This window comes from Corallococcus macrosporus DSM 14697, from assembly GCF_002305895.1.
GTDB lineage: Bacteria > Myxococcota > Myxococcia > Myxococcales > Myxococcaceae > Myxococcus > Myxococcus macrosporus.
In genome coordinates this window covers 6,262,078-6,278,347 of sequence record NZ_CP022203.1, presented here as the reverse complement: position 1 = coordinate 6,278,347, position 16,270 = coordinate 6,262,078, and the positions used below count along the sequence as shown (strand labels likewise).

Annotated in this window: 21 protein-coding genes; 7 read left to right on the top strand and 14 right to left on the bottom strand. The window is 69.0% G+C overall.

Annotated features, from left to right (window positions below):
* Positions 1-8: 8 nt before the first annotated feature.
* Positions 9-2,633, bottom strand: coding sequence for an ATP-dependent chaperone ClpB (clpB, locus tag MYMAC_RS25055; protein ID WP_095959916.1), 2,625 nt, complete (start codon positions 2,631-2,633; stop codon positions 9-11).
* A gap of 128 nt (positions 2,634-2,761) precedes the next feature.
* On the opposite strand from clpB, the gene MYMAC_RS25050 reads away from it, so the two are divergent.
* Positions 2,762-3,397 (top strand): hypothetical protein, encoded by a 636-nt coding sequence (locus MYMAC_RS25050; protein WP_043711883.1) that lies wholly within the window; start codon positions 2,762-2,764, stop codon positions 3,395-3,397.
* Between the two features lie 3 nt (positions 3,398-3,400).
* On the opposite strand, the gene MYMAC_RS25045 is transcribed toward MYMAC_RS25050, so the two are convergent.
* Genes MYMAC_RS25045 through MYMAC_RS25035 form a run of 3 tightly spaced genes read right to left on the bottom strand, consistent with a single transcriptional unit; the run spans position 3,401 to position 4,754 of the window.
* Positions 3,401-4,042: a hypothetical protein gene (locus MYMAC_RS25045; RefSeq protein ID WP_095959915.1), complete on the bottom strand. Its 642-nt coding sequence runs from the start codon at positions 4,040-4,042 to the stop codon at positions 3,401-3,403.
* The gene (locus MYMAC_RS25040) at positions 4,039-4,353 is read right to left on the bottom strand and encodes a DUF1844 domain-containing protein (RefSeq protein WP_095959914.1); all 315 of its coding nucleotides are present in this window, start codon (positions 4,351-4,353) and stop codon (positions 4,039-4,041) included. Before MYMAC_RS25040 ends, MYMAC_RS25045 begins: the two co-directional genes overlap by 4 nt.
* Positions 4,350-4,754, bottom strand: a complete 405-nt coding sequence (locus MYMAC_RS25035) for an RNA polymerase subunit sigma (protein WP_095959913.1) — start codon at positions 4,752-4,754, stop codon at positions 4,350-4,352. The genes MYMAC_RS25040 and MYMAC_RS25035 overlap by 4 nt, the downstream gene beginning before the upstream one ends.
* Before the next feature lie 92 nt (positions 4,755-4,846).
* Here MYMAC_RS25035 and thiE point away from each other — a divergent pair, with 92 nt between their 5' ends.
* The 3 genes from thiE to thiD are packed head-to-tail and all read left to right on the top strand — an operon-like array spanning position 4,847 to position 7,025.
* Entirely contained in the window at positions 4,847-5,503 is a 657-nt protein-coding gene (thiE, locus tag MYMAC_RS25030; RefSeq protein WP_095959912.1) for a thiamine phosphate synthase, read from the top strand.
* 20 nt (positions 5,504-5,523) lie between these two features.
* A complete protein-coding gene (locus tag MYMAC_RS25025; protein WP_095959911.1) occupies positions 5,524-6,288 on the top strand; it encodes a gamma-glutamyl-gamma-aminobutyrate hydrolase family protein in 765 nt (254 codons plus the stop codon).
* Positions 6,285-7,025, top strand: coding sequence for a bifunctional hydroxymethylpyrimidine kinase/phosphomethylpyrimidine kinase (gene thiD, locus MYMAC_RS25020; RefSeq protein WP_095959910.1), 741 nt, complete (start codon positions 6,285-6,287; stop codon positions 7,023-7,025). The genes MYMAC_RS25025 and thiD overlap by 4 nt, the downstream gene beginning before the upstream one ends.
* A gap of 58 nt (positions 7,026-7,083) precedes the next feature.
* Here thiD and dnaB read toward each other — a convergent pair whose 3' ends face one another.
* From dnaB to MYMAC_RS24975, 9 genes are all read right to left on the bottom strand, one after another.
* Positions 7,084-8,451: a replicative DNA helicase gene (gene dnaB / locus MYMAC_RS25015; protein ID WP_013941635.1), complete on the bottom strand. Its 1,368-nt coding sequence runs from the start codon at positions 8,449-8,451 to the stop codon at positions 7,084-7,086.
* A gap of 205 nt (positions 8,452-8,656) precedes the next feature.
* Positions 8,657-9,100, bottom strand: coding sequence for a 50S ribosomal protein L9 (gene rplI / locus MYMAC_RS25010; RefSeq protein WP_095959909.1), 444 nt, complete (start codon positions 9,098-9,100; stop codon positions 8,657-8,659).
* A 27-nt stretch (positions 9,101-9,127) separates the two neighbouring features.
* Entirely contained in the window at positions 9,128-9,517 is a 390-nt protein-coding gene (gene rpsR, locus MYMAC_RS25005) for a 30S ribosomal protein S18 (RefSeq protein WP_013941633.1), read from the bottom strand.
* 51 nt (positions 9,518-9,568) lie between these two features.
* Entirely contained in the window at positions 9,569-10,048 is a 480-nt protein-coding gene (gene rpsF, locus MYMAC_RS25000; protein ID WP_095959908.1) for a 30S ribosomal protein S6, read from the bottom strand.
* Between the two features lie 263 nt (positions 10,049-10,311).
* A complete protein-coding gene (gene pth, locus MYMAC_RS24995; RefSeq protein ID WP_095959907.1) occupies positions 10,312-10,887 on the bottom strand; it encodes an aminoacyl-tRNA hydrolase in 576 nt (191 codons plus the stop codon).
* 81 nt (positions 10,888-10,968) lie between these two features.
* Positions 10,969-11,628, bottom strand: coding sequence for a 50S ribosomal protein L25/general stress protein Ctc (locus MYMAC_RS24990; RefSeq protein ID WP_095959906.1), 660 nt, complete (start codon positions 11,626-11,628; stop codon positions 10,969-10,971).
* A gap of 172 nt (positions 11,629-11,800) precedes the next feature.
* Positions 11,801-12,751 (bottom strand): ribose-phosphate pyrophosphokinase, encoded by a 951-nt coding sequence (locus MYMAC_RS24985; RefSeq protein WP_095959905.1) that lies wholly within the window; start codon positions 12,749-12,751, stop codon positions 11,801-11,803.
* 47 nt (positions 12,752-12,798) lie between these two features.
* Entirely contained in the window at positions 12,799-13,098 is a 300-nt protein-coding gene (gene spoVG, locus MYMAC_RS24980; RefSeq protein WP_002634160.1) for a septation regulator SpoVG, read from the bottom strand.
* A gap of 134 nt (positions 13,099-13,232) precedes the next feature.
* Positions 13,233-13,613, bottom strand: coding sequence for a DUF5658 family protein (locus MYMAC_RS24975; RefSeq protein WP_204816940.1), 381 nt, complete (start codon positions 13,611-13,613; stop codon positions 13,233-13,235).
* A 194-nt stretch (positions 13,614-13,807) separates the two neighbouring features.
* Here MYMAC_RS24975 and MYMAC_RS24970 point away from each other — a divergent pair, with 194 nt between their 5' ends.
* The 3 genes from MYMAC_RS24970 to hpt are packed head-to-tail and all read left to right on the top strand — an operon-like array spanning position 13,808 to position 15,783.
* The gene (locus MYMAC_RS24970; RefSeq protein ID WP_043711876.1) at positions 13,808-14,407 is read left to right on the top strand and encodes a thymidine kinase; all 600 of its coding nucleotides are present in this window, start codon (positions 13,808-13,810) and stop codon (positions 14,405-14,407) included.
* 15 nt (positions 14,408-14,422) lie between these two features.
* Positions 14,423-15,238 (top strand): uracil phosphoribosyltransferase, encoded by an 816-nt coding sequence (locus MYMAC_RS24965; protein ID WP_095959903.1) that lies wholly within the window; start codon positions 14,423-14,425, stop codon positions 15,236-15,238.
* 11 nt (positions 15,239-15,249) lie between these two features.
* Positions 15,250-15,783, top strand: a complete 534-nt coding sequence (gene hpt / locus MYMAC_RS24960; protein ID WP_013941625.1) for a hypoxanthine phosphoribosyltransferase — start codon at positions 15,250-15,252, stop codon at positions 15,781-15,783.
* A gap of 99 nt (positions 15,784-15,882) precedes the next feature.
* Here the strand turns inward: hpt and MYMAC_RS24955 are convergent, their stop codons facing one another.
* Complete coding sequence (locus MYMAC_RS24955) at positions 15,883-16,152, bottom strand: hypothetical protein (protein WP_013941624.1); 270 nt, start codon at positions 16,150-16,152, stop codon at positions 15,883-15,885.
* Positions 16,153-16,270: the final 118 nt, after the last annotated feature.

The following is a 16,270-nucleotide window of genomic DNA, read 5'->3' as shown; positions in this document are numbered from 1 at the left end:
GCCAGGCCTCAGGCCGAGCGCTTCACGTTCTTCGAGGTGTCCACCAGCACCTTGGCGAAGGTGAGCCCGTCGGGGCCCACGTCCGCCTGGATGTGGTCGCCCGGGAGGAACTCGCCCCCCAGCACCTTGAGGGCCAGCGGGTCCAACAGGTTCTTCTGCACCGCGCGCTTCAGCGGCCGCGCGCCGTACGTCGGGTCGTAGCCGCGCTCGGCCAGCAGCTCGCGCGCCTTGTCCGTCAGCTCCAGCGTGAGCCGCTTGTCGGCCAGCAGCTTGGACAGCCGCGCGAGCTGCAGGTCCACGATGCGGTAGATGTCCTTCTTCCGCAGCGGCTCGAAGATGACGATTTCGTCCACGCGGTTGAGGAACTCCGGGCGGAAGTGCCCGCGCAGCGCGTCCATCACCTCGTTGCGCGTGCGCTCGTCCAGCTCGTCCTTGCCCGCCATGCCGGCCTGGATGTCCTGCGAGCCGAGGTTGGACGTCAGGATGAGCACCGTGTTCTTGAAGTCCACCGTGCGGCCCTGGCTGTCCGTGAGCCGGCCCTCGTCGAGAATCTGGAGCAGCACGTTGAAGACGTCGTGGTGCGCCTTCTCGATTTCGTCGAAGAGGACCACCGTGTACGGCCGCCGGCGCACGGCCTCCGTGAGCTGGCCGCCCTCCTCGTAGCCGACGTACCCCGGGGGCGCGCCCACCAGCCGGGCCACGGAGTGCTTCTCCATGTACTCGGACATGTCGATGCGGACCATGGCCGAGTCGTCATCGAAGAGGAACTCCGCCAGCGCCTTGGCCGTCTCCGTCTTGCCCACGCCCGTGGGGCCCAGGAAGATGAACGAGCCGATGGGGCGGTTGGGGTCCTGCAGCCCGCTGCGCGCGCGGCGCACGGCGTTGGACACCGCCTCGATGGCGCTCCGCTGGCCAATCACCCGCTGCGCCAGCCGGTCCTCCATGTGGACCAGCTTCTGGACCTCGCCCTCCATGAGCCGCGAGACGGGGATGCCCGTCCACTTGGCCACCACCTCGGCGATGTCCTCCGCGTCCACCTCCTCCTTGAGGAACTTCTGGTTCTTCTGCAGCTCGGCCAGCTTCTCGTTCTGCGCCTTCAGCTCCTTGTCGAGCGAGGGGATGACGCCGAACTTCAGCTCCGCGGCGCGGTTCAGGTCGCCCTGACGCTCGGCCGCCGCCTGGTCGTTCTTCGCCTTCTCCTGCTTCTCCTTCAGGCTCCGGATGGCGCCAATGGCCGCCTTCTCCGCGTCCCAGTGCACCTTGAGCGCGTTGAACTTCTCGCTCAGGTTGGCCAGCTCCTTCTCAATCTGGCCCAGGCGCTCCTGCGAGTGCGGGTCCGTCTCCTTGCGCAGGCCCTCCTTCTCAATCTGGAGCTGCGTCACCTTCCGGCGCACGTCGTCCAGCTCCGTGGGCATGGAGTCGATTTCGATGCGCAGGCGGCTGGAGGCCTCGTCGACCAGGTCGATGGCCTTGTCCGGCAGGAAGCGGTCCGCGATGTAGCGGTGGCTCAGCGTGGCGGCGGCCACGAGGGCGTTGTCCTGGATGCGCACGCCGTGGTGCACCTCGTAGCGCTCCTTCAGGCCGCGCAGGATGCTGATGGTGTCGTGCACGCTGGGCTCGCCCACCAGGACGGGCTGGAAGCGGCGCTCCAGCGCGGCGTCCTTCTCGATGTGCTTGCGGTACTCGTCCAGCGTCGTCGCGCCGATGCAGTGCAGCTCGCCGCGCGCCAGCGCCGGCTTGAGCATGTTGCCCGCGTCCATGGCCCCTTCGGCCTTGCCCGCGCCCACCAGCGTGTGGAGCTCGTCGATGAAGAGGATGACCTCGCCGGCCGCGTCGGCGATCTCCTTGAGCACGGCCTTGAGGCGCTCCTCGAACTCGCCGCGGTACTTCGCGCCGGCCACCATGGCGCCCAGGTCCAGGGACACCAGGCGCTTGTTCTTCAGGCCCTCCGGCACGTCGCCGTCCACGATGCGCCGCGCCAGCCCCTCCGCGATGGCCGTCTTGCCCACGCCAGGCTCGCCGATGAGCACCGGGTTGTTCTTGGTGCGCCGGCTCAGCACCTGGACGCAGCGGCGAATCTCCTCGTCACGGCCGATGACGGGGTCCAGCTTGCCGGAGCGCGCCGCCTCCGTGAGGTCGCGGCCGTACTTCTCCAGCGCCTGGTAGGTGGCCTCGGCGTCCTGGCTCGTCACGCGCCCGGAGCCGCGGACCTCCTTGAGGCCGGACAGCACGCGCTCCCGCGTGACGCCCGAGGACTTCATCACCTCGCCCACCGCGCCCTTGTCATGGGTGAGCGCGAGCAGCAGGTGCTCCGAGGAGATGAACTCGTCCTTGAGGGACTTGGCCTCGTCCTCGGCCTTGTCGAAAGTCTTGAGCAGCCGCTGGCCGAGCATCGCGCTCTCGCCGCCCTGCATGCGGGGCAGCTTCTGCAGCGCTTCGCCGAGCCGCGCGGCGAACAGCTTCACGTCCGCCCCAATCTTCCGGAGCAGGGGGTCGACGATGCCGTCCTTCTGGCCGAGCAACGCCGCGGCCAGGTGCTCGGGCTCGTACTGGGGGTTGTCCGCCCGACGGGCCAGGGTCTGACCCTCGTGGATCGCCTCCTGCGCCTTCACTGTGTACTTGTCGAGTCGCATGTCTCCAACGTAAGAGCCGGACACCCCTTGGCAAGCAACGCGCGTGGCGCGACGTTTTCGCTCGGCCTGAAATTGTTTGGGGTCCTGGTAACCGCTGGCTTTTCACGGTGCCGGAGTTGCCAGCGGGTATGATGCCGGGTATAGGCGGCGCCCAATCCCCTGGGGGGCAGACACTGCAAGCACACGGCGGATATCTCCTACGACTCGAGAGCTTCAGCGGCCTGGAGCTGCTCCGGCTGGCGCGTGAAGCGCTGGCGCTGGACGGCGCGATGGGCGCGACGGGGCTGCAGGTGTCCGTCAACCGGCGCCGCAAGGTGGTCCGCCTGGCGTACGTGGGGCCCTTCACGGTGGGACGGCAGGGGGCGCACTGGTACGCGGCCCACCATGCGCTCCCCCGGCTGCTCTCCCGGGCGGCGAACGTCACGGTCCAGGCCTACGTCTATGATCCAGACGAAGGCGAGCAGGTCATCGCGTACGGCAACGGCCGGCGCGTGGGCGGTGAGCGCGTCGTCTACGAGGACGTGGAGCTCCCGGTGCCGCTGGACGAGATGGACGACGCGGCCTTCAAGTACATGCAGGAGCGCTGGCCCATGGGCCACCTGGCCTACGTGTTCGGCCTGACGCGCAAGGCGCTGCTGCGGCTGCCGCGCGTGGCGCCTGGCCACGAGCTGGCGCTGGAGGACCGGGACGCGGAGGGCGCCGCCATCCTGGAAGCGCTGCTGCCGACCTGCCAGGCGGCGCTCCCGGAGTCCGACGCCCTCTGAGGGCTACTGCTCCTGGGGGCCGTCCTGCACGGCCACGGCGTCGCGGACGCGCTGGCTGCGGAAGTACTGCCCCAGGAGCACGAAGGTGCCCGCCACCACGGCGGTGCCGAAGATGGCGCTGCCCGCGCCCATGGCGCCGAGGATTTCACGCGAGGCCTCGACGGTGACGTCCGGCGGCCACTCGGGCATCTTGCTCACCGGCTCGGCCAGCGCGGCGAACAGGCGCTGCTTGGCCACCGCCATCTGCGCGCCGTCGATGGTGCGCAGCACCGCGGCGATGATGGCCGCGCGGCCCAGGACCCGGCGCATGGCGTCGCGAGGCAGCTTCTCCGGGCTCAGCAGGCGCGCCGCGGACACGCTGACGAAGGCGCAGGCCACGGCCAGCAGGCCCAGCAGCACCGCGCGGGGCTCCCGCATGGGCTCCAGCGCGGCGTAGTAGACCTCGAAGACCTTCGCGTCGAGCGGCGGGGCGCCGGGGAGGCGAGGCAGCTCCTGCTCCATCCGGAGCGAGCGCGCCTCGTAGAAGTTCGCCATCTCCACGGCCTCGAGCAGCGACGACCAGCCCGTGAGCATGGAGAACACCAGGCCCACGATGGCGGCGAAGCGGATGCCGCCAGGCAGGCCCTTCCTTCCGGGACGCTTCACCGCTTGGTCGCCTCCACGAAGCGCAGGCGGAGGTCGGCGAGCAGCCCGTCAAAGAGCTTCTCCTCCTCCTCCGTGAGGTTGCCCCGCGTCTTCACGCGCAGCATGGACAAGAGGTCCAGGTTCTGCCGGGCCAGCGGCAGGTCCTTCGTCGTCTGACCCGTCTCCGGATTGGGCGCACCGCCCAGGTGGATGAGCACCGCGGTGCCCAGCCCCACGATGAAGGTGCTGAAGGAAATCGACTCCTCGGACGCGGAGCGCGCTTCCCCCCGCATCACGAAGGTCTCGCCGCGCTTCTCGTCCGCGGAGCTCATGCGGAGGCCGGCCCTTCGTCGTCGCTGGCGGGCTTGTCGCTGGCGCTGTCGTCCGCGGCGGCGTCGCTGCCGGCCGTGGCGGCGTCGCTGTCGTCGGCGTCGTCGCTGTCATCCGCGTCGTCGTCGCTGTCGTCGGCGTCGTCGCTGTCATCCGCGTTCGCGGCGGCCAGCGTGGCCTCGTCGTCGGACGTGTCCTCGTCCTCGTCGTCGAAGTCGTCGTCCTCGTCGTCGAAATCGTCGGCGTCATCGAGCATCAGCGTCTCGATCGGCACGGCCTTCTCCGCCACGTCGGGCAGCCCCTGGAGGTGGCGCTCGTACGCCGACTCGTCGAGCTGGCCAGAGCGCACGTACCGCTCCACGGTGCGCTTATCGAGGTACTTCGGGTCCGCCGAATCCGCCATGGTTCAAATCCTCAGAATTGCTTGGAAAACAGCGCGGCACCTTATAGCAGGGTGGCCATCTGTCAACGCCGCCGTCCCGCCTTCCAGAGCCGATGAACGCACCATCCCGCCCGCACCTTCCCCGCGGTCCCTACCTGCTGTGCGACGACTCCATCCGCCCGGAGCTTTCACTGGTGGACAAGGCGGCTCGCCTGGTGGCCGGTGGGGCGCGGGTGGTTCAACTGCGCATGAAACGCACCCCGGTCCGCGAGGCGCTGGCCGCCGCGCGGCAGGTGGTGGCGCTGTGCCGCCAGGAGGGCGCGCTGTGCCTGGTGAATGACCGGGTGGACCTGGCGCTGCTGGCGGACGCGCACGGGGTGCACGTGGGCGACGAGGACCTGCCCGCCGAGGACGCGCGCGCGCTGCTGGGGCCTGGCCGTCTGCTGGGCGTCACGGTGCGGGACGGGGCGGGCGCGCGGGCGGCGCGGGCGGCGGGGGCGGACTACGTGGGCCTGGGGCCCGTCTTCCCCACGGCGACGAAGCAGGTGCCCGCGCCGGTGCTGGGCCTGGAGGCCTTCGCGGCGGTGGTGCGTGAAAGCCCGCTGCCGGTGGTGGGGATTGGTGGGGTGGGGCTGGGGAACATCGCGAGCGTCGCGGCGGCCGGGGCGCGGTGCGCGGCGGTGGTGTCTGACGCGCTGCTCGCCGCGGATATCACCGAGCGTGTGAGACAGCTCGCCACCGCGTTTGAACAGGGGCGCTCCGGGGCATAGCCTCGAAGCCAGGAGCCTCCATGAACAACCATCCACGTCACCACGGGTCGGCGCCGCGCCGCCCCAACATCGGCATCACCCCGGATTGGAGTCCGGCTGGAGACCAGCCCTTTGCCCGCTACGAGCTGAAGGTGCCGTACGCGGACGCCGTCCTTCGCGCCGGCGGGCTGCCATTCGTGCTGCCGTATTCGGAGGAGTCGGCCTGCGTGGAGTCCTATCTGGACCGCGTGTCCGGGGTGCTCGTCACGGGGGGCGCGTTCGACATTCCTCCGTCTGCGTACGGCGAGGAGGCGCGCGAAGGCCTGGGGGCGCTGAAGGAGGGCCGCACCGCCTTCGAGGCGGCGCTCATGCGCGGCGCGCTCAAGCGCAACCTCCCGGTGCTGGGCATCTGCGGCGGCATGCAGCTCCTCAACGTCATCCTGGGCGGCACGCTGTACCAGGACATCGGCCGCGAGGTGGAGGGCGCCCGCGAGCACGAGCAGAAGCAGGACCGCACCCACCCGCAGCACCCGGTGGACGTGAAGAGCGGCACGCTGCTGGCGGAGGCGGTGGGGCACGGCCAGTTGATGGTCAACTCCACCCACCACCAGTCGGTGCGCGGCGTGGGCAAGGACGTGACGATTACCGCGGTGGCGCCGGATGGCGTGGTGGAGGCCATCGAGTCCACCGTGCACGCCTTCGCCGTGGGCGTGCAGTGGCACCCCGAGTACATGGCCACGAGCATCCCGGTGCACGTGGGGCTCTACAAGGCGTTCGTGCAGAAGGCGCGCGAGCACCGCCGGTGAGCGCTCGCGTCCTCCTGCTGGCGGGGCTGGAGCCCACGGGACGGGCGGGGCTCCTGGCGGACGTCGCGGCGGTGCGCGCTTTGCGAGGGCAGCCGGTGGCGGTGCCCACCGCGCAGACGGCGCAGGGGGTGCGCACCTTCACCTGGACGGCCTCGCCGCCGCGGGTGTTGTCCGCGCAGGTGGCCGCCGCGCGCGAGCTGGGGCCGGTGCACGCGGTGAAGTGCGGCATGGTGCCCGCCCGCGCGCAGCTCGTGGCCGCGCGGAACGCGCTGGAGGGGACGGGCGCGTGGTGGGTGGTGGACCCGGTGGTGCGCACCTCGCGGGGCGAGCCGCTGACGCGCCTGTCCGCGCGGGCCTACCTGTCCCTGGCCGGGCCTCGCGTGGTGCTCACGCCGAACCTGGATGAAGCAGGCTGGCTGCTGGGGCGGCCCGTTGCGCGCACGGTGGCCGAGGCCGCCGAGGCCGCCGAGGCCCTGGCGCGGCACGGCTTTGGCGCGGTGCTGGTGAAGGGCGGGCACCTGCCGGACGCGCAGGGGCTGGCGGACGTGCTGGCCACGCCGGAGCGCGTGCGGGTGCTGCAGGGGCGGCGGCTGGCGCGCGCGCCTGGACGCCGGGGCACCGGGTGCCGGCTGGCGTCCGCGCTGGCCACGGAGCTGGGGCGGGGTCGCGCGCTGGAGGCAGCGGTGCGCTCGGCCCGCGCGCTGGTGGTGCGCTACCTGCGGACCGGCACGGAGTAGGGCGGCGCCAGGCTGCCCGCGCTGGTGGTGCGCGCCGCGCGCGTTGGCGCGAGCGCCGCTACTCCGTCCGCGACCGGCTCTCGAAGCGGGTGTACTCGGCCAGGAACACCAGGTCGATGGAGCCGATGGGGCCATTGCGCTGCTTGGCGACGATGAGCTCCACGGGGATGACGGTGTTCGACTGCTGCGCCGGCTGCCCGTCGGGGCCCTCGTCGGACGTCTCGCGGTGGATGAACATCACCACGTCGGCGTCCTGCTCGATGGAGCCGGACTCACGCAGGTCCGACAGCAGGGGCTTGCCGTCCTTGCGGTCCTCCACCTTACGGCTGAGCTGACTGAGCGCGATGATGGGCACCTCCAGCTCCTTGGCGAGCTGCTTCAAGGCGCGGGAGATTTCGGCGACCTCGAGCTGGCGGCTCTCCACCTTGCCCTTCTGGTGCATGAGCTGGAGGTAGTCGATGACGATGAGCGACAGGCGCGGGTCGCGCTGCTTCACGCGGCGGGCCTTGGCGCGCAGGTCGAACGGGGACAGGCCGCCCGAGTCGTCGATGTAGATGGGTGCGTTGTAGAGCGCGCCCGCCATCTCCTGGAACTTCTCCTCGTCGTGCGGCGTCAGCCGGCCGCCGCGCAGCTTCTTCATGTCCACGCGCGCGGTGGAGGCCAGCAGACGCATCAGCAGCTGGTCGGCGGGCATTTCGAGGCTGAAGATGCCGACGGCCTTGTTCTCCTTCAGCGCCGCGTGCACCGCGATGTTCATCGCGAAGGACGTCTTGCCGATGCCAGGACGCGCCGCGAGGATGATGAGCTCGCCGGCGTGCAGGCCGGTGAGCTGGTTGTCCAGGTCGATGTAGCCGGTGGACAGGCCCGTGATGCCCGTGGCCGCGGCCTTCATCTTGTCGAGCAGGTCGAGCGTGTGCTCCATCAGCTCGCTGACCGGCCGCAGGTCACCCTCGCGCTTCTTCTCCGCGAGGAGGAACACCTTGCGCTCGGCCTCGTCGAGCAGCACCTCCAGCTCGCCCGTCTCCTGGCTGGCGAGGTCCTGAATCTCCTTGCCCGCCTGGGCCAGGCGGCGACGGATGGCCTGGTCCTTGACGATCTTCGCGTACTGGACCGCGTTGGTCGCGATGGGCACGACCTGATCCAGGCGCATCAGGTAGGCCGGACCGCCCACCGACACCAGGTGGCCCAACACCTTCAGCTCCTCGGCCAGCGTCAGGTGGTCCACCTGCCTCGACTGGCCGTCGAGCTTCAGCATCGCCTCGAAAATCTGGGCGTGCGCGGGGCTGGAGAAGTCCTCGGGGTGGACGACCTCGCCCACCGCGGCGATCAGCGTGTTGTCCGCCAGCACGGCGCCCAGCACGGCGCGCTCCGCGGCGAGGTCCTCGTGGACCTTCCGACTCTCTCTGAACTCGTGGACATTCTCCATGGCGGCTCGCCCACTCTACAGGCAGGGCTGACACAACCCAATTTTGCTGCCACAGGCCTGTAGCGATGACGCCCGTCCCCGTCTCGGGGCGTGGGGGCGCTTCACGCCCGGTGTGGCGGCGCGCGCTGAGCGGGGCGCAAAGGAAAAGGCCGCCCGGGTTGCCCCGGACGGCCCTCTCTCACTTCAGTGAAGCCCGCGCGGGGGATTACTCCGGCAGGACCTCGAGCTTGATCTTCGCGACGACTTCGCGGTGCAGGCGCAGCTCCACCTCGTAGTTGCCCAGGGCCTTGATGGGCTCGGGCAGGTGGATGTGGCGGCGGTCGATGCTCTGACCCTCGGCGGCGACCGCCTCCGCGATGTCCAGCGCCGTGACGGAGCCGAACAGCTTGTCCTGCTCGCCCACGCGGCGCTTGATGCTGACCTTGATGGCGCCAATCTTCTTCGCCTGCTCCTCGGCCGCGCCCTTCAGCTTGGCGTTCCGAGCGGCGATGACCGCCTTCTCATGCTCAAGCTGGCGCAGGTTCTGCTCGCTGGCCAGCACCGCCTTCTTGCGGGGCAGGAGGAAGTTGCGGCCGTAGCCGTCCTTCACGGTGACGAGCTCCCCGGACTTGCCCAGGTTCTCGATGTCCTCACGCAGAATGACCTTCATGTTCAGTCTCCTGTGCGGACCGGCGGACTAGCCGACCACCGCGTTGTAGGGGAGGAGCGCGATGCCACGGGCGCGCTTGATGGCCACCGCCACCTCGCGCTGGTGCTTGGCGCAGTTGCCGGAGATGCGGCGGGGGATGATCTTGCCGCGCTCGGTCACGAAGTACTTCAGCGTCGCCTGGTCCTTGAAGTCCACCGACGCGTTCTTCTCCGCGCAGAAGCGGCAGACCTTCTTGCGGCCAAAGCCGCGGCCACCACCGCGCTTGTCGTCGTCACCGCCCAGCCCGCCGCCGCGGTCGCCGCGATCACCCCCGCGGTCACCCCGGTCACCACCACCGCGCGCACCACCACCGCCGAAGCCACCACCGCTGCGGGCGGGGGGGGCAGAGGCCGTCTTGCTATCCGTTCCGTTGCTCATGAGCGTTCTCGTATCCTGGAATGGTCTCTAGCGAATTGACCCAGAAGCCTCTCAGGCCTCCTCGGTCGACTCCTCCTCGGAGTCGCCGCCGCTCTGCTCCTCGGCGCCCTCGGCGCGGAAGCCACCCTCGCGCTCCGCGGGAGCACCCGGACGGGCCTCCTCCACGTCGCCGGCCAGCTTCACGTCCTCGAGCACCGGACGCGTCTCGGGGTCCACCTCGTCCGCGAGCTTCACGGAGATGTACCGGGTGACCTCGTCCAGGTTGCGCAGGTTGCGCTCGATTTCCGCCACCAGCTTCGCGCCGCCCAGGAAGTGGGTGTGCACGTAGATGGCGCGGGGCTGCTTCTCCACGGGGAACAGGGTCTTCTTCTTGCCCCACACCGTGAAGCGGATGACCTTGCCACCCTCACGGGAAACGATGCCGCGGACGCGCTCCTTGAGCTTGTCCACGTTGTCGTCCGTCAGGTCCGGCTTGACCAGGAAGATGGTCTCGTACTCACGAAGCCGCGTCGCGGCCTGCGTCTCAGCCATTGTTTTCTCTCCCCTTGGGGTCGAGTGCCCTCCGGTGAATCCAGAGAGCGGGGAAACGGTCAGCAGGCCAGGTGGCCCAACCGCCGGGGACGGGTAACCGCGCGCCCGTCACCTTCGCGCTACGTCCCGTGTACCAACACGGGAAGCTGGAAAAGAACATCCCACCGGGCAATCCCCGATGAGGGAACGGGCCTTCTATGGGGGCCCCCCCGTCAAGTCAAGCGGCCGGAGGCCCTGGCCGCCCGCCCGTGGGGCCCGGCGCCTCAGGCCTTCCGGTTGAACCGGTTCATGGCCACCGACAGCCCCTCGCGAAGCCACAGCTCCGTCATGTCCATGGCCCGGTCGATGAGCGCGTCCAGCTCCCGGCGCTCGCCGTCGTCGAAGTTGGACAGGACGTAGCCGGACACGCGCTCGCGGGCGTTGGGGCCCTCCGGCTTGCCAATGCCGAAGCGCAGGCGGATGAAGCCCTCGTCGCCCAGGCTGGAGACGATGCTCTTGAGGCCGTTGTGGCCGCCGCTGCCGCCGCCGGCCTTGAGCTGCAGCCGACCCAGGGGCAGGTCCAGCTCGTCGTGGATGACGAGCACGTCCGCCACCGGCACCTTGTAGAAGCGCGCCGCCTCGCCGACGGAGCGGCCCGACAGGTTCATGAACGTCTGGGGCTCCAGGAAGAGGACGCGCTCGCCCCCCAGGGTGCCCTGGCCGACCTTGGCGGCGAACTTCTCCTGGTTCAGCGCCGCGCGCGCGCGCGACAGCAGCGCCTCCACCACCATGAACCCGATGTTGTGCCGGTGCCGCTCGTACTCGCGCCCCGGATTGCCCAGCCCGACGATGAGCTTCATGACGTGGCTCCCGAAACGAGAAACGGGGCCAGCCCCCTACCGGGCCAGCCCCGCTCCAGGAAGACAGCGGGTGACGACAGCCTACTTCTTCGCCGCCGCCTTCGCGGGGGCCGCGGCCGCCTTCGCGTCCTTGGCCGGAGCCGCCGCCGCGGCCGCCGCCGCCGGACCCGCCTCCGCGGCCTCGGGCGCGCTGATGACGGCCAGGGTGTAGTTGACGTTCGTCTTCACCGACACGCCCTCGGGCAGCTTCACATCGTTGATGTGGAGCACCTCGGTGATCTTCATCGGCGTCACGTCCACCTCGATGCGCTCGGGGATGGAGGCGGGCAGCGACCAGACCTCGATCTCACGGCGGGCCTGGGTGAGCAGACCGCCGTCCGCCACGCCCTGCGCGCGGCCGGTGAGCACCAGCGGCACGTTGACCTTGACCTGCTCGTTGGGGCGCACGTCCAGGAAGTCCGCGTGCAGGATGGCGCGGGTGACGGGCTCCATCTGGTAGTCCTTCAGGAGCACCTGGCGGTCACCGCCCTCCACCTTGATGTTGATGAGGGTGTTGAACTTGTGCGGGGTGTTGATGGCCTGGCGGACCGCCTTGGGGTCCACGGACAGGTGCACCGGCTTCTCCAGGTGCTTGCCGTAGACCACGGCGGGGATCAGGCCCTGCGCGCGCAGGCGGCGGGCAACGCCCTTGCCAGAACCTTCACGCGGCTTCGCCTCGAGGGTGCGGGTATCGACGGACATGGAATCCTCTGATGGGGACTGCGGGTGCCAGCGGCGGCCTTGGCGCCCTCGGCATCCCACCCCGTTGGTGGGCCCCGAAGACGGCGCCTTGGGAGGCCACCGCTGGAAGAGCGTGCACATGCCAGCCGGAGGGCCTGGAGTCAAGCCACCCGGCGGGCAGGCGGGCGCCGGCTCAGACGAACAGCGTGCTGAGCGAGTCGGCGCGGTGGATGCGGGCGATGGCCTCGCCGAAGAGGCGCTCGGTGGTGAGCGTGCGGATCTTCGTGCAGGCCTGCGCCGCGGGGGACAGCGGCACGGTGTCCGTGAAGACGACCTCCTCCAGCACCGAGTCCTGGATGCGCTGGATGGCCGGGCCGGACAGGATGGGGTGGACGGCGTAGGCCACCACCCGGCGGGCGCCCTTGGCCTTCAGCGCCGCGGCGGCCTGGGCGAGCGTGCCGGCCGTGTCCACCATGTCGTCCACCAGCACCGCGTCCTTGCCGCTCACGTCACCGATGAGGTTCATCACCTCGGACGCGTTGGGGCGGGGGCGGCGCTTGTCGATGATGGCCAGGCCCGTGTTCAGCCGCTTGGAGTACGCGCGGGCGCGCTCCACGCCGCCGGCGTCCGGCGACACGATGACCAGCTCCTGCGACTCCGGGAAGCGCTTGCGCAGGTCCTCCAGGAACACCGGCGAGCCGTAGAGGTGGTCGGACGGGATGTTGAAGAAGCCCTGGATCTGCCCCGCGTGCATGTCCATGGACACCACGCGCTGGGCGCCCGCGGACTCCAGCAGGTCCGCGATGAGCTTCGCCGTGATCGGCGTGCGCGGGGCCACCTTCCGGTCCTGACGGGCATACCCGTAGTACGGGATGACGGCGGTGATGGAGCCGGCGCTCGCCCGCTTGAGCGCGTCACACATGATGAGCAGCTCCATCAGGTGGTCGTTCGCCGGCGGGCAGGTCGACTGGAGGACGAAGACGTCGTGGCCGCGGACGTTCTCGCCGATCTCGACGTGTATCTCCCCGTCAGAGAACCGGCCGACCTCCGCCTTGCCCAGAGGGCGCTTGAGGTACTCGCAGATGCGATGCGCCAGGCCGGGATTCGAGTTCCCGGCGAACACCTTGAAGTCACGCGGCTGCATGGTGGGGCCGCTGACTAACCTGGACGCGGACGGAAGGAAAGAAGTCGTTAGTCCAGGTCCGCTGGTGCCGCGACGAGCATCCCGGCTTGCGCCTGATGAAGGTGTCGCTCGTACTCCATCAGGATGACGCGTTCCATTTGACTCCGCGTATCCGCGTTGAGCGGGTGGGCAATGTCCTTGTACGTCCCATCCTTCCGCTTCTTGGCTGGCATCGCGATGAAGAGCCCGGTCGAGCCGTGAATGACCTTCAAATCGCGAATGACGAAGCAGTGGTCCAAGGTGATGGTGACGTACGCCTTGAGCTTGTCCTCTTCGACCGGAAACACCCGGACGTCGGTGATGTTCATGGTCCCCCCCCGAACCCGAAAGGTCGGAGCTGAAGGGAAGCCTGGGACATACCGGGTGCTAAATGCAAGCGCGGGCGCGAGGGAGATTCGCGCCACTGTTCAATGCACCCACAGTCGGCCGCTGCGAGTGGAGGCTAGGGCAGCATTTGCGGCCAGTGCATGACCAGGTGGGTCAGGAACGCGAGGTGGTAGACCACGATGACGGCATACACCGCCGCGCCCAACCGGATGGCGATGCGGCTGGCGTTGAGGTGCCGGTGGATGCACAGGAGCCACAGGCCCGCGTTCACGATGACCAGCTTGGCGAACATGAAGAAGAGCGGGGACTGCTCGTAGGCCACCCGCATGATGGGGTTGAGCTCCTCGGCCACACCCAACTGCAGGAAGAAGAGGGTGAAGAGCCCGTCCAGCAGGTTCAGCGTCAGCAGCGCCACGGACGCCGGTGACAGATAGAAGGAAGCCCTGTTGCCCCACGCCCCGCCCTGCATCGGTTCAATCGTCGCCGCCACGCCCATCCCCCTTCGCCGGTCCGAAGGCAGAGCCTTTCAAGAGCCTTGCCAACGCCCGGGAGGGCAGCGCGTGGGCAGGCGAGGAAGCGGGCGACATCCGCGGTCGATTCAGCTATGGGACGGGCATGGCGGGAAGTTGACTCCCCTGGGGTCGTGGCAGACTATCCGCGCCCCTTCCGCCCCCGGCCCGTGAGCGTTCCTTGCATCAATTCCCCAAAGATATCGGGTGGATAGAGGTCATCTGCGGTTCGATGTTCTCCGGCAAGACGGAGGAGCTGATCCGCCGCGTCCAGCGCGCCGTCTACGGCAAGCAGAAGGTGCAGGTCTTCAAGCCGCGGCTCGACAACCGCTACGACGAATCCGCGGTGGTGAGCCACTCCCAGCTCAAGGTGATGTCCACCGCCATCGAGCGGGCTGAAGAGATTTTTTACAGGCTCGCCCCGGACACGCAGGTGGTGGGCATCGACGAGGTGCAGTTCTTCGGTTCAGAAGTCGTCGCCGTGGTGGAGGCGCTGGCCAACAAGGGCCTGCGCGTCATCTGCGCGGGGCTGGACCAGGACTACCAGGGGCGCCCCTTCGAACCCATGCCGCAGCTCATGGCGGTGTCGGAGTACGTGACGAAGGAGCTGGCCATCTGCGTGGTGTGTGGGAATCCGGCCAACCGCTCCCAGCGCATCGTGTCCAGTGGTGAGCGGGTGGTGGTGGGCGCGGCGGGCGCGTACGAGCCGCGCTGCCGCAAGTGTCACGTGGCGGAGCCGGCGGAGGGCACGCCGCCCCAGACGCTGGAGCTGTTCGACTGAGCGGGAGCTGAACGGATGCGCGACACCCTGTACTCCAACGTTCCCTTCAGGCTGAACGAGATGACCCACCACTATGGGCCTCAGGTCCACCTGGTGGGAAATCCCTTTCTCCTGACCCAGTTGGCCACGCTGTGTTCGAAGGGCGTCATCCAGCCGCAGATCAACCGCCTGGTGGAGACGCTGTACGTGGACCTGGTGAAGACGGTGCTCAACGCGGAGTTCCCGCGGAAGAACGTCAGCCTGCCCACGCGGATGATCGACTCCACGCCGCAGGGCCTCTACCAGGGCGAGGTCATCGACCCGCAGGTGCGCGTGGTGACGGTGAACATCGCCCGGGCGGGCACGCTGCCGTCGCAGGTGACGTACGACCTGATGAACGCCACGTTGGACCCGACGGTGGTGCGCCAGGACCACATCATCATGAGCCGCATGATTGACGCCGCGGAGGCGGTGGTGGGCTCGGAGATTGGCGGCGCGAAGATTGGCGGCGACGTGGACGACGCCTTCGTCCTCTTCCCGGACCCCATGGGGGCCACGGGGGGCAGCCTGTCCACGGCGATTTCGCTCTACAAGAACAAGGTGCCGGGCAAGCCCCGGCGCATCATCACCCTGAACCTCATCGTCACGCCGGAGTACCTGCGGAAGATGACCACGGACCATCCGGACGTCATCATCTACGCGCTCCGGCTGGACCGGGGCCTGTCCCCGCCGGAGGTGTTCGGCACCGAGCCGGGCGCGCTCTGGGAGAAGGAGCGGGGCCTGGATGACCGGCAGTACATCGTCCCCGGAGGCGGCGGCTTCGGGGAGATCATGAACAACGCGTACGTGTAGCGGAGGAATCCTTGGCGTTCTACGAGCAGGAAGTCGGAGTCCTGATTCCCGAGGACAAGTTGCAGGCGCGCGTGCGCGAGCTCGCCGCGGAGATTACCCGTGACTACGCGGGCAAGGACCTGACGCTCATCTGCGTGCTGAAGGGCTCCGCGTTCTTCGCCATCGACCTGGCGAAGTACATCGACCTGCCGGTGAAGCTGGAGTTCCTGGGCGTGTCCAGCTACCAGGGCGGCACCGAGTCCACGGGCGAGGTGCGCATCACCACGGATGTCAGCAAGCCCATGGCCGGCAAGCACCTGCTCGTCATCGAGGACATCATCGACACCGGGCTCACCATGCAGTTCCTGCTGGAGAACCTGCGCGCCCGGCACCCCGCGTCCCTGAAGGTGTGCTCGCTGCTGGAGAAGCCCGCGCGCGCCCGGACAAAGGTGGACATCGACTACAAGGGCTTCGTCATCGAGGACCTCTTCGTCGTCGGCTACGGGCTCGACTACGGCGAGGTGTACCGGAACATCCCCTTCATCGGGGTGATGAAGAACAAGTAGTCCCGGCCGGGTGTGGGCGCCGCCCGCTGTGCGCGGCGCCGCACCGGCTTTCAGGGGATGCTCGGCACGGGCCGCGGCGCTTCACGCCGCTGCCCGTCGCTACATGAGCGGGCAGAGGTCGGCGAAGTCGCAGCGCACCTCGAGGCCATCGCAGTCGAGGGAGCACGTCGTGTACATCCCGCACGACTGCGTGCCCGAGGGACACCGGATGAAGCTGCCGTTGGGGCAGGGGTACTTGAGCGTGTCGCAGTTGTAGAGCTCGCTCTCGCGCTGGCCCAGGTCGGCTTCCGCCTCCGGCGCATCCACCGGACCACAGCCAACCGCGGACAGCAGCGTCGTCACCGCGAGCAGCAGCGTTGCAGCCTTCATGACAAGTCCTTTCGAGGTGGGGGGACGGCCCATCCAGGCTGTCGCCCCCCAGCCTGAATGTCAAAGCGGGCGTGTCTGTGTATGTCAGTAGCGGCGGAGGGCAGGCGCCCGAAACCCA

Coding starts and splice junctions, on each gene's coding strand:
- clpB (WP_095959916.1), bottom strand. CDS start 2,633: ATGCGACTCGACAAGTACACAGTGAAGGCGCAGGAGGCGATCCACGAG.
- MYMAC_RS25050 (WP_043711883.1), top strand. CDS start 2,762: ATGATGCCGGGTATAGGCGGCGCCCAATCCCCTGGGGGGCAGACACTG.
- MYMAC_RS25040 (WP_095959914.1), bottom strand. CDS start 4,353: ATGAGCTCCGCGGACGAGAAGCGCGGCGAGACCTTCGTGATGCGGGGG.
- MYMAC_RS25035 (WP_095959913.1), bottom strand. CDS start 4,754: ATGGCGGATTCGGCGGACCCGAAGTACCTCGATAAGCGCACCGTGGAG.
- thiE (WP_095959912.1), top strand. CDS start 4,847: ATGAACGCACCATCCCGCCCGCACCTTCCCCGCGGTCCCTACCTGCTG.
- MYMAC_RS25025 (WP_095959911.1), top strand. CDS start 5,524: ATGAACAACCATCCACGTCACCACGGGTCGGCGCCGCGCCGCCCCAAC.
- dnaB (WP_013941635.1), bottom strand. CDS start 8,451: ATGGAGAATGTCCACGAGTTCAGAGAGAGTCGGAAGGTCCACGAGGAC.
- rplI (WP_095959909.1), bottom strand. CDS start 9,100: ATGAAGGTCATTCTGCGTGAGGACATCGAGAACCTGGGCAAGTCCGGG.
- rpsR (WP_013941633.1), bottom strand. CDS start 9,517: ATGAGCAACGGAACGGATAGCAAGACGGCCTCTGCCCCCCCCGCCCGC.
- rpsF (WP_095959908.1), bottom strand. CDS start 10,048: ATGGCTGAGACGCAGGCCGCGACGCGGCTTCGTGAGTACGAGACCATC.
- pth (WP_095959907.1), bottom strand. CDS start 10,887: ATGAAGCTCATCGTCGGGCTGGGCAATCCGGGGCGCGAGTACGAGCGG.
- MYMAC_RS24990 (WP_095959906.1), bottom strand. CDS start 11,628: ATGTCCGTCGATACCCGCACCCTCGAGGCGAAGCCGCGTGAAGGTTCT.
- MYMAC_RS24985 (WP_095959905.1), bottom strand. CDS start 12,751: ATGCAGCCGCGTGACTTCAAGGTGTTCGCCGGGAACTCGAATCCCGGC.
- spoVG (WP_002634160.1), bottom strand. CDS start 13,098: ATGAACATCACCGACGTCCGGGTGTTTCCGGTCGAAGAGGACAAGCTC.
- MYMAC_RS24975 (WP_204816940.1), bottom strand. CDS start 13,613: ATGGGCGTGGCGGCGACGATTGAACCGATGCAGGGCGGGGCGTGGGGC.
- MYMAC_RS24965 (WP_095959903.1), top strand. CDS start 14,423: ATGCGCGACACCCTGTACTCCAACGTTCCCTTCAGGCTGAACGAGATG.
- MYMAC_RS24955 (WP_013941624.1), bottom strand. CDS start 16,152: ATGAAGGCTGCAACGCTGCTGCTCGCGGTGACGACGCTGCTGTCCGCG.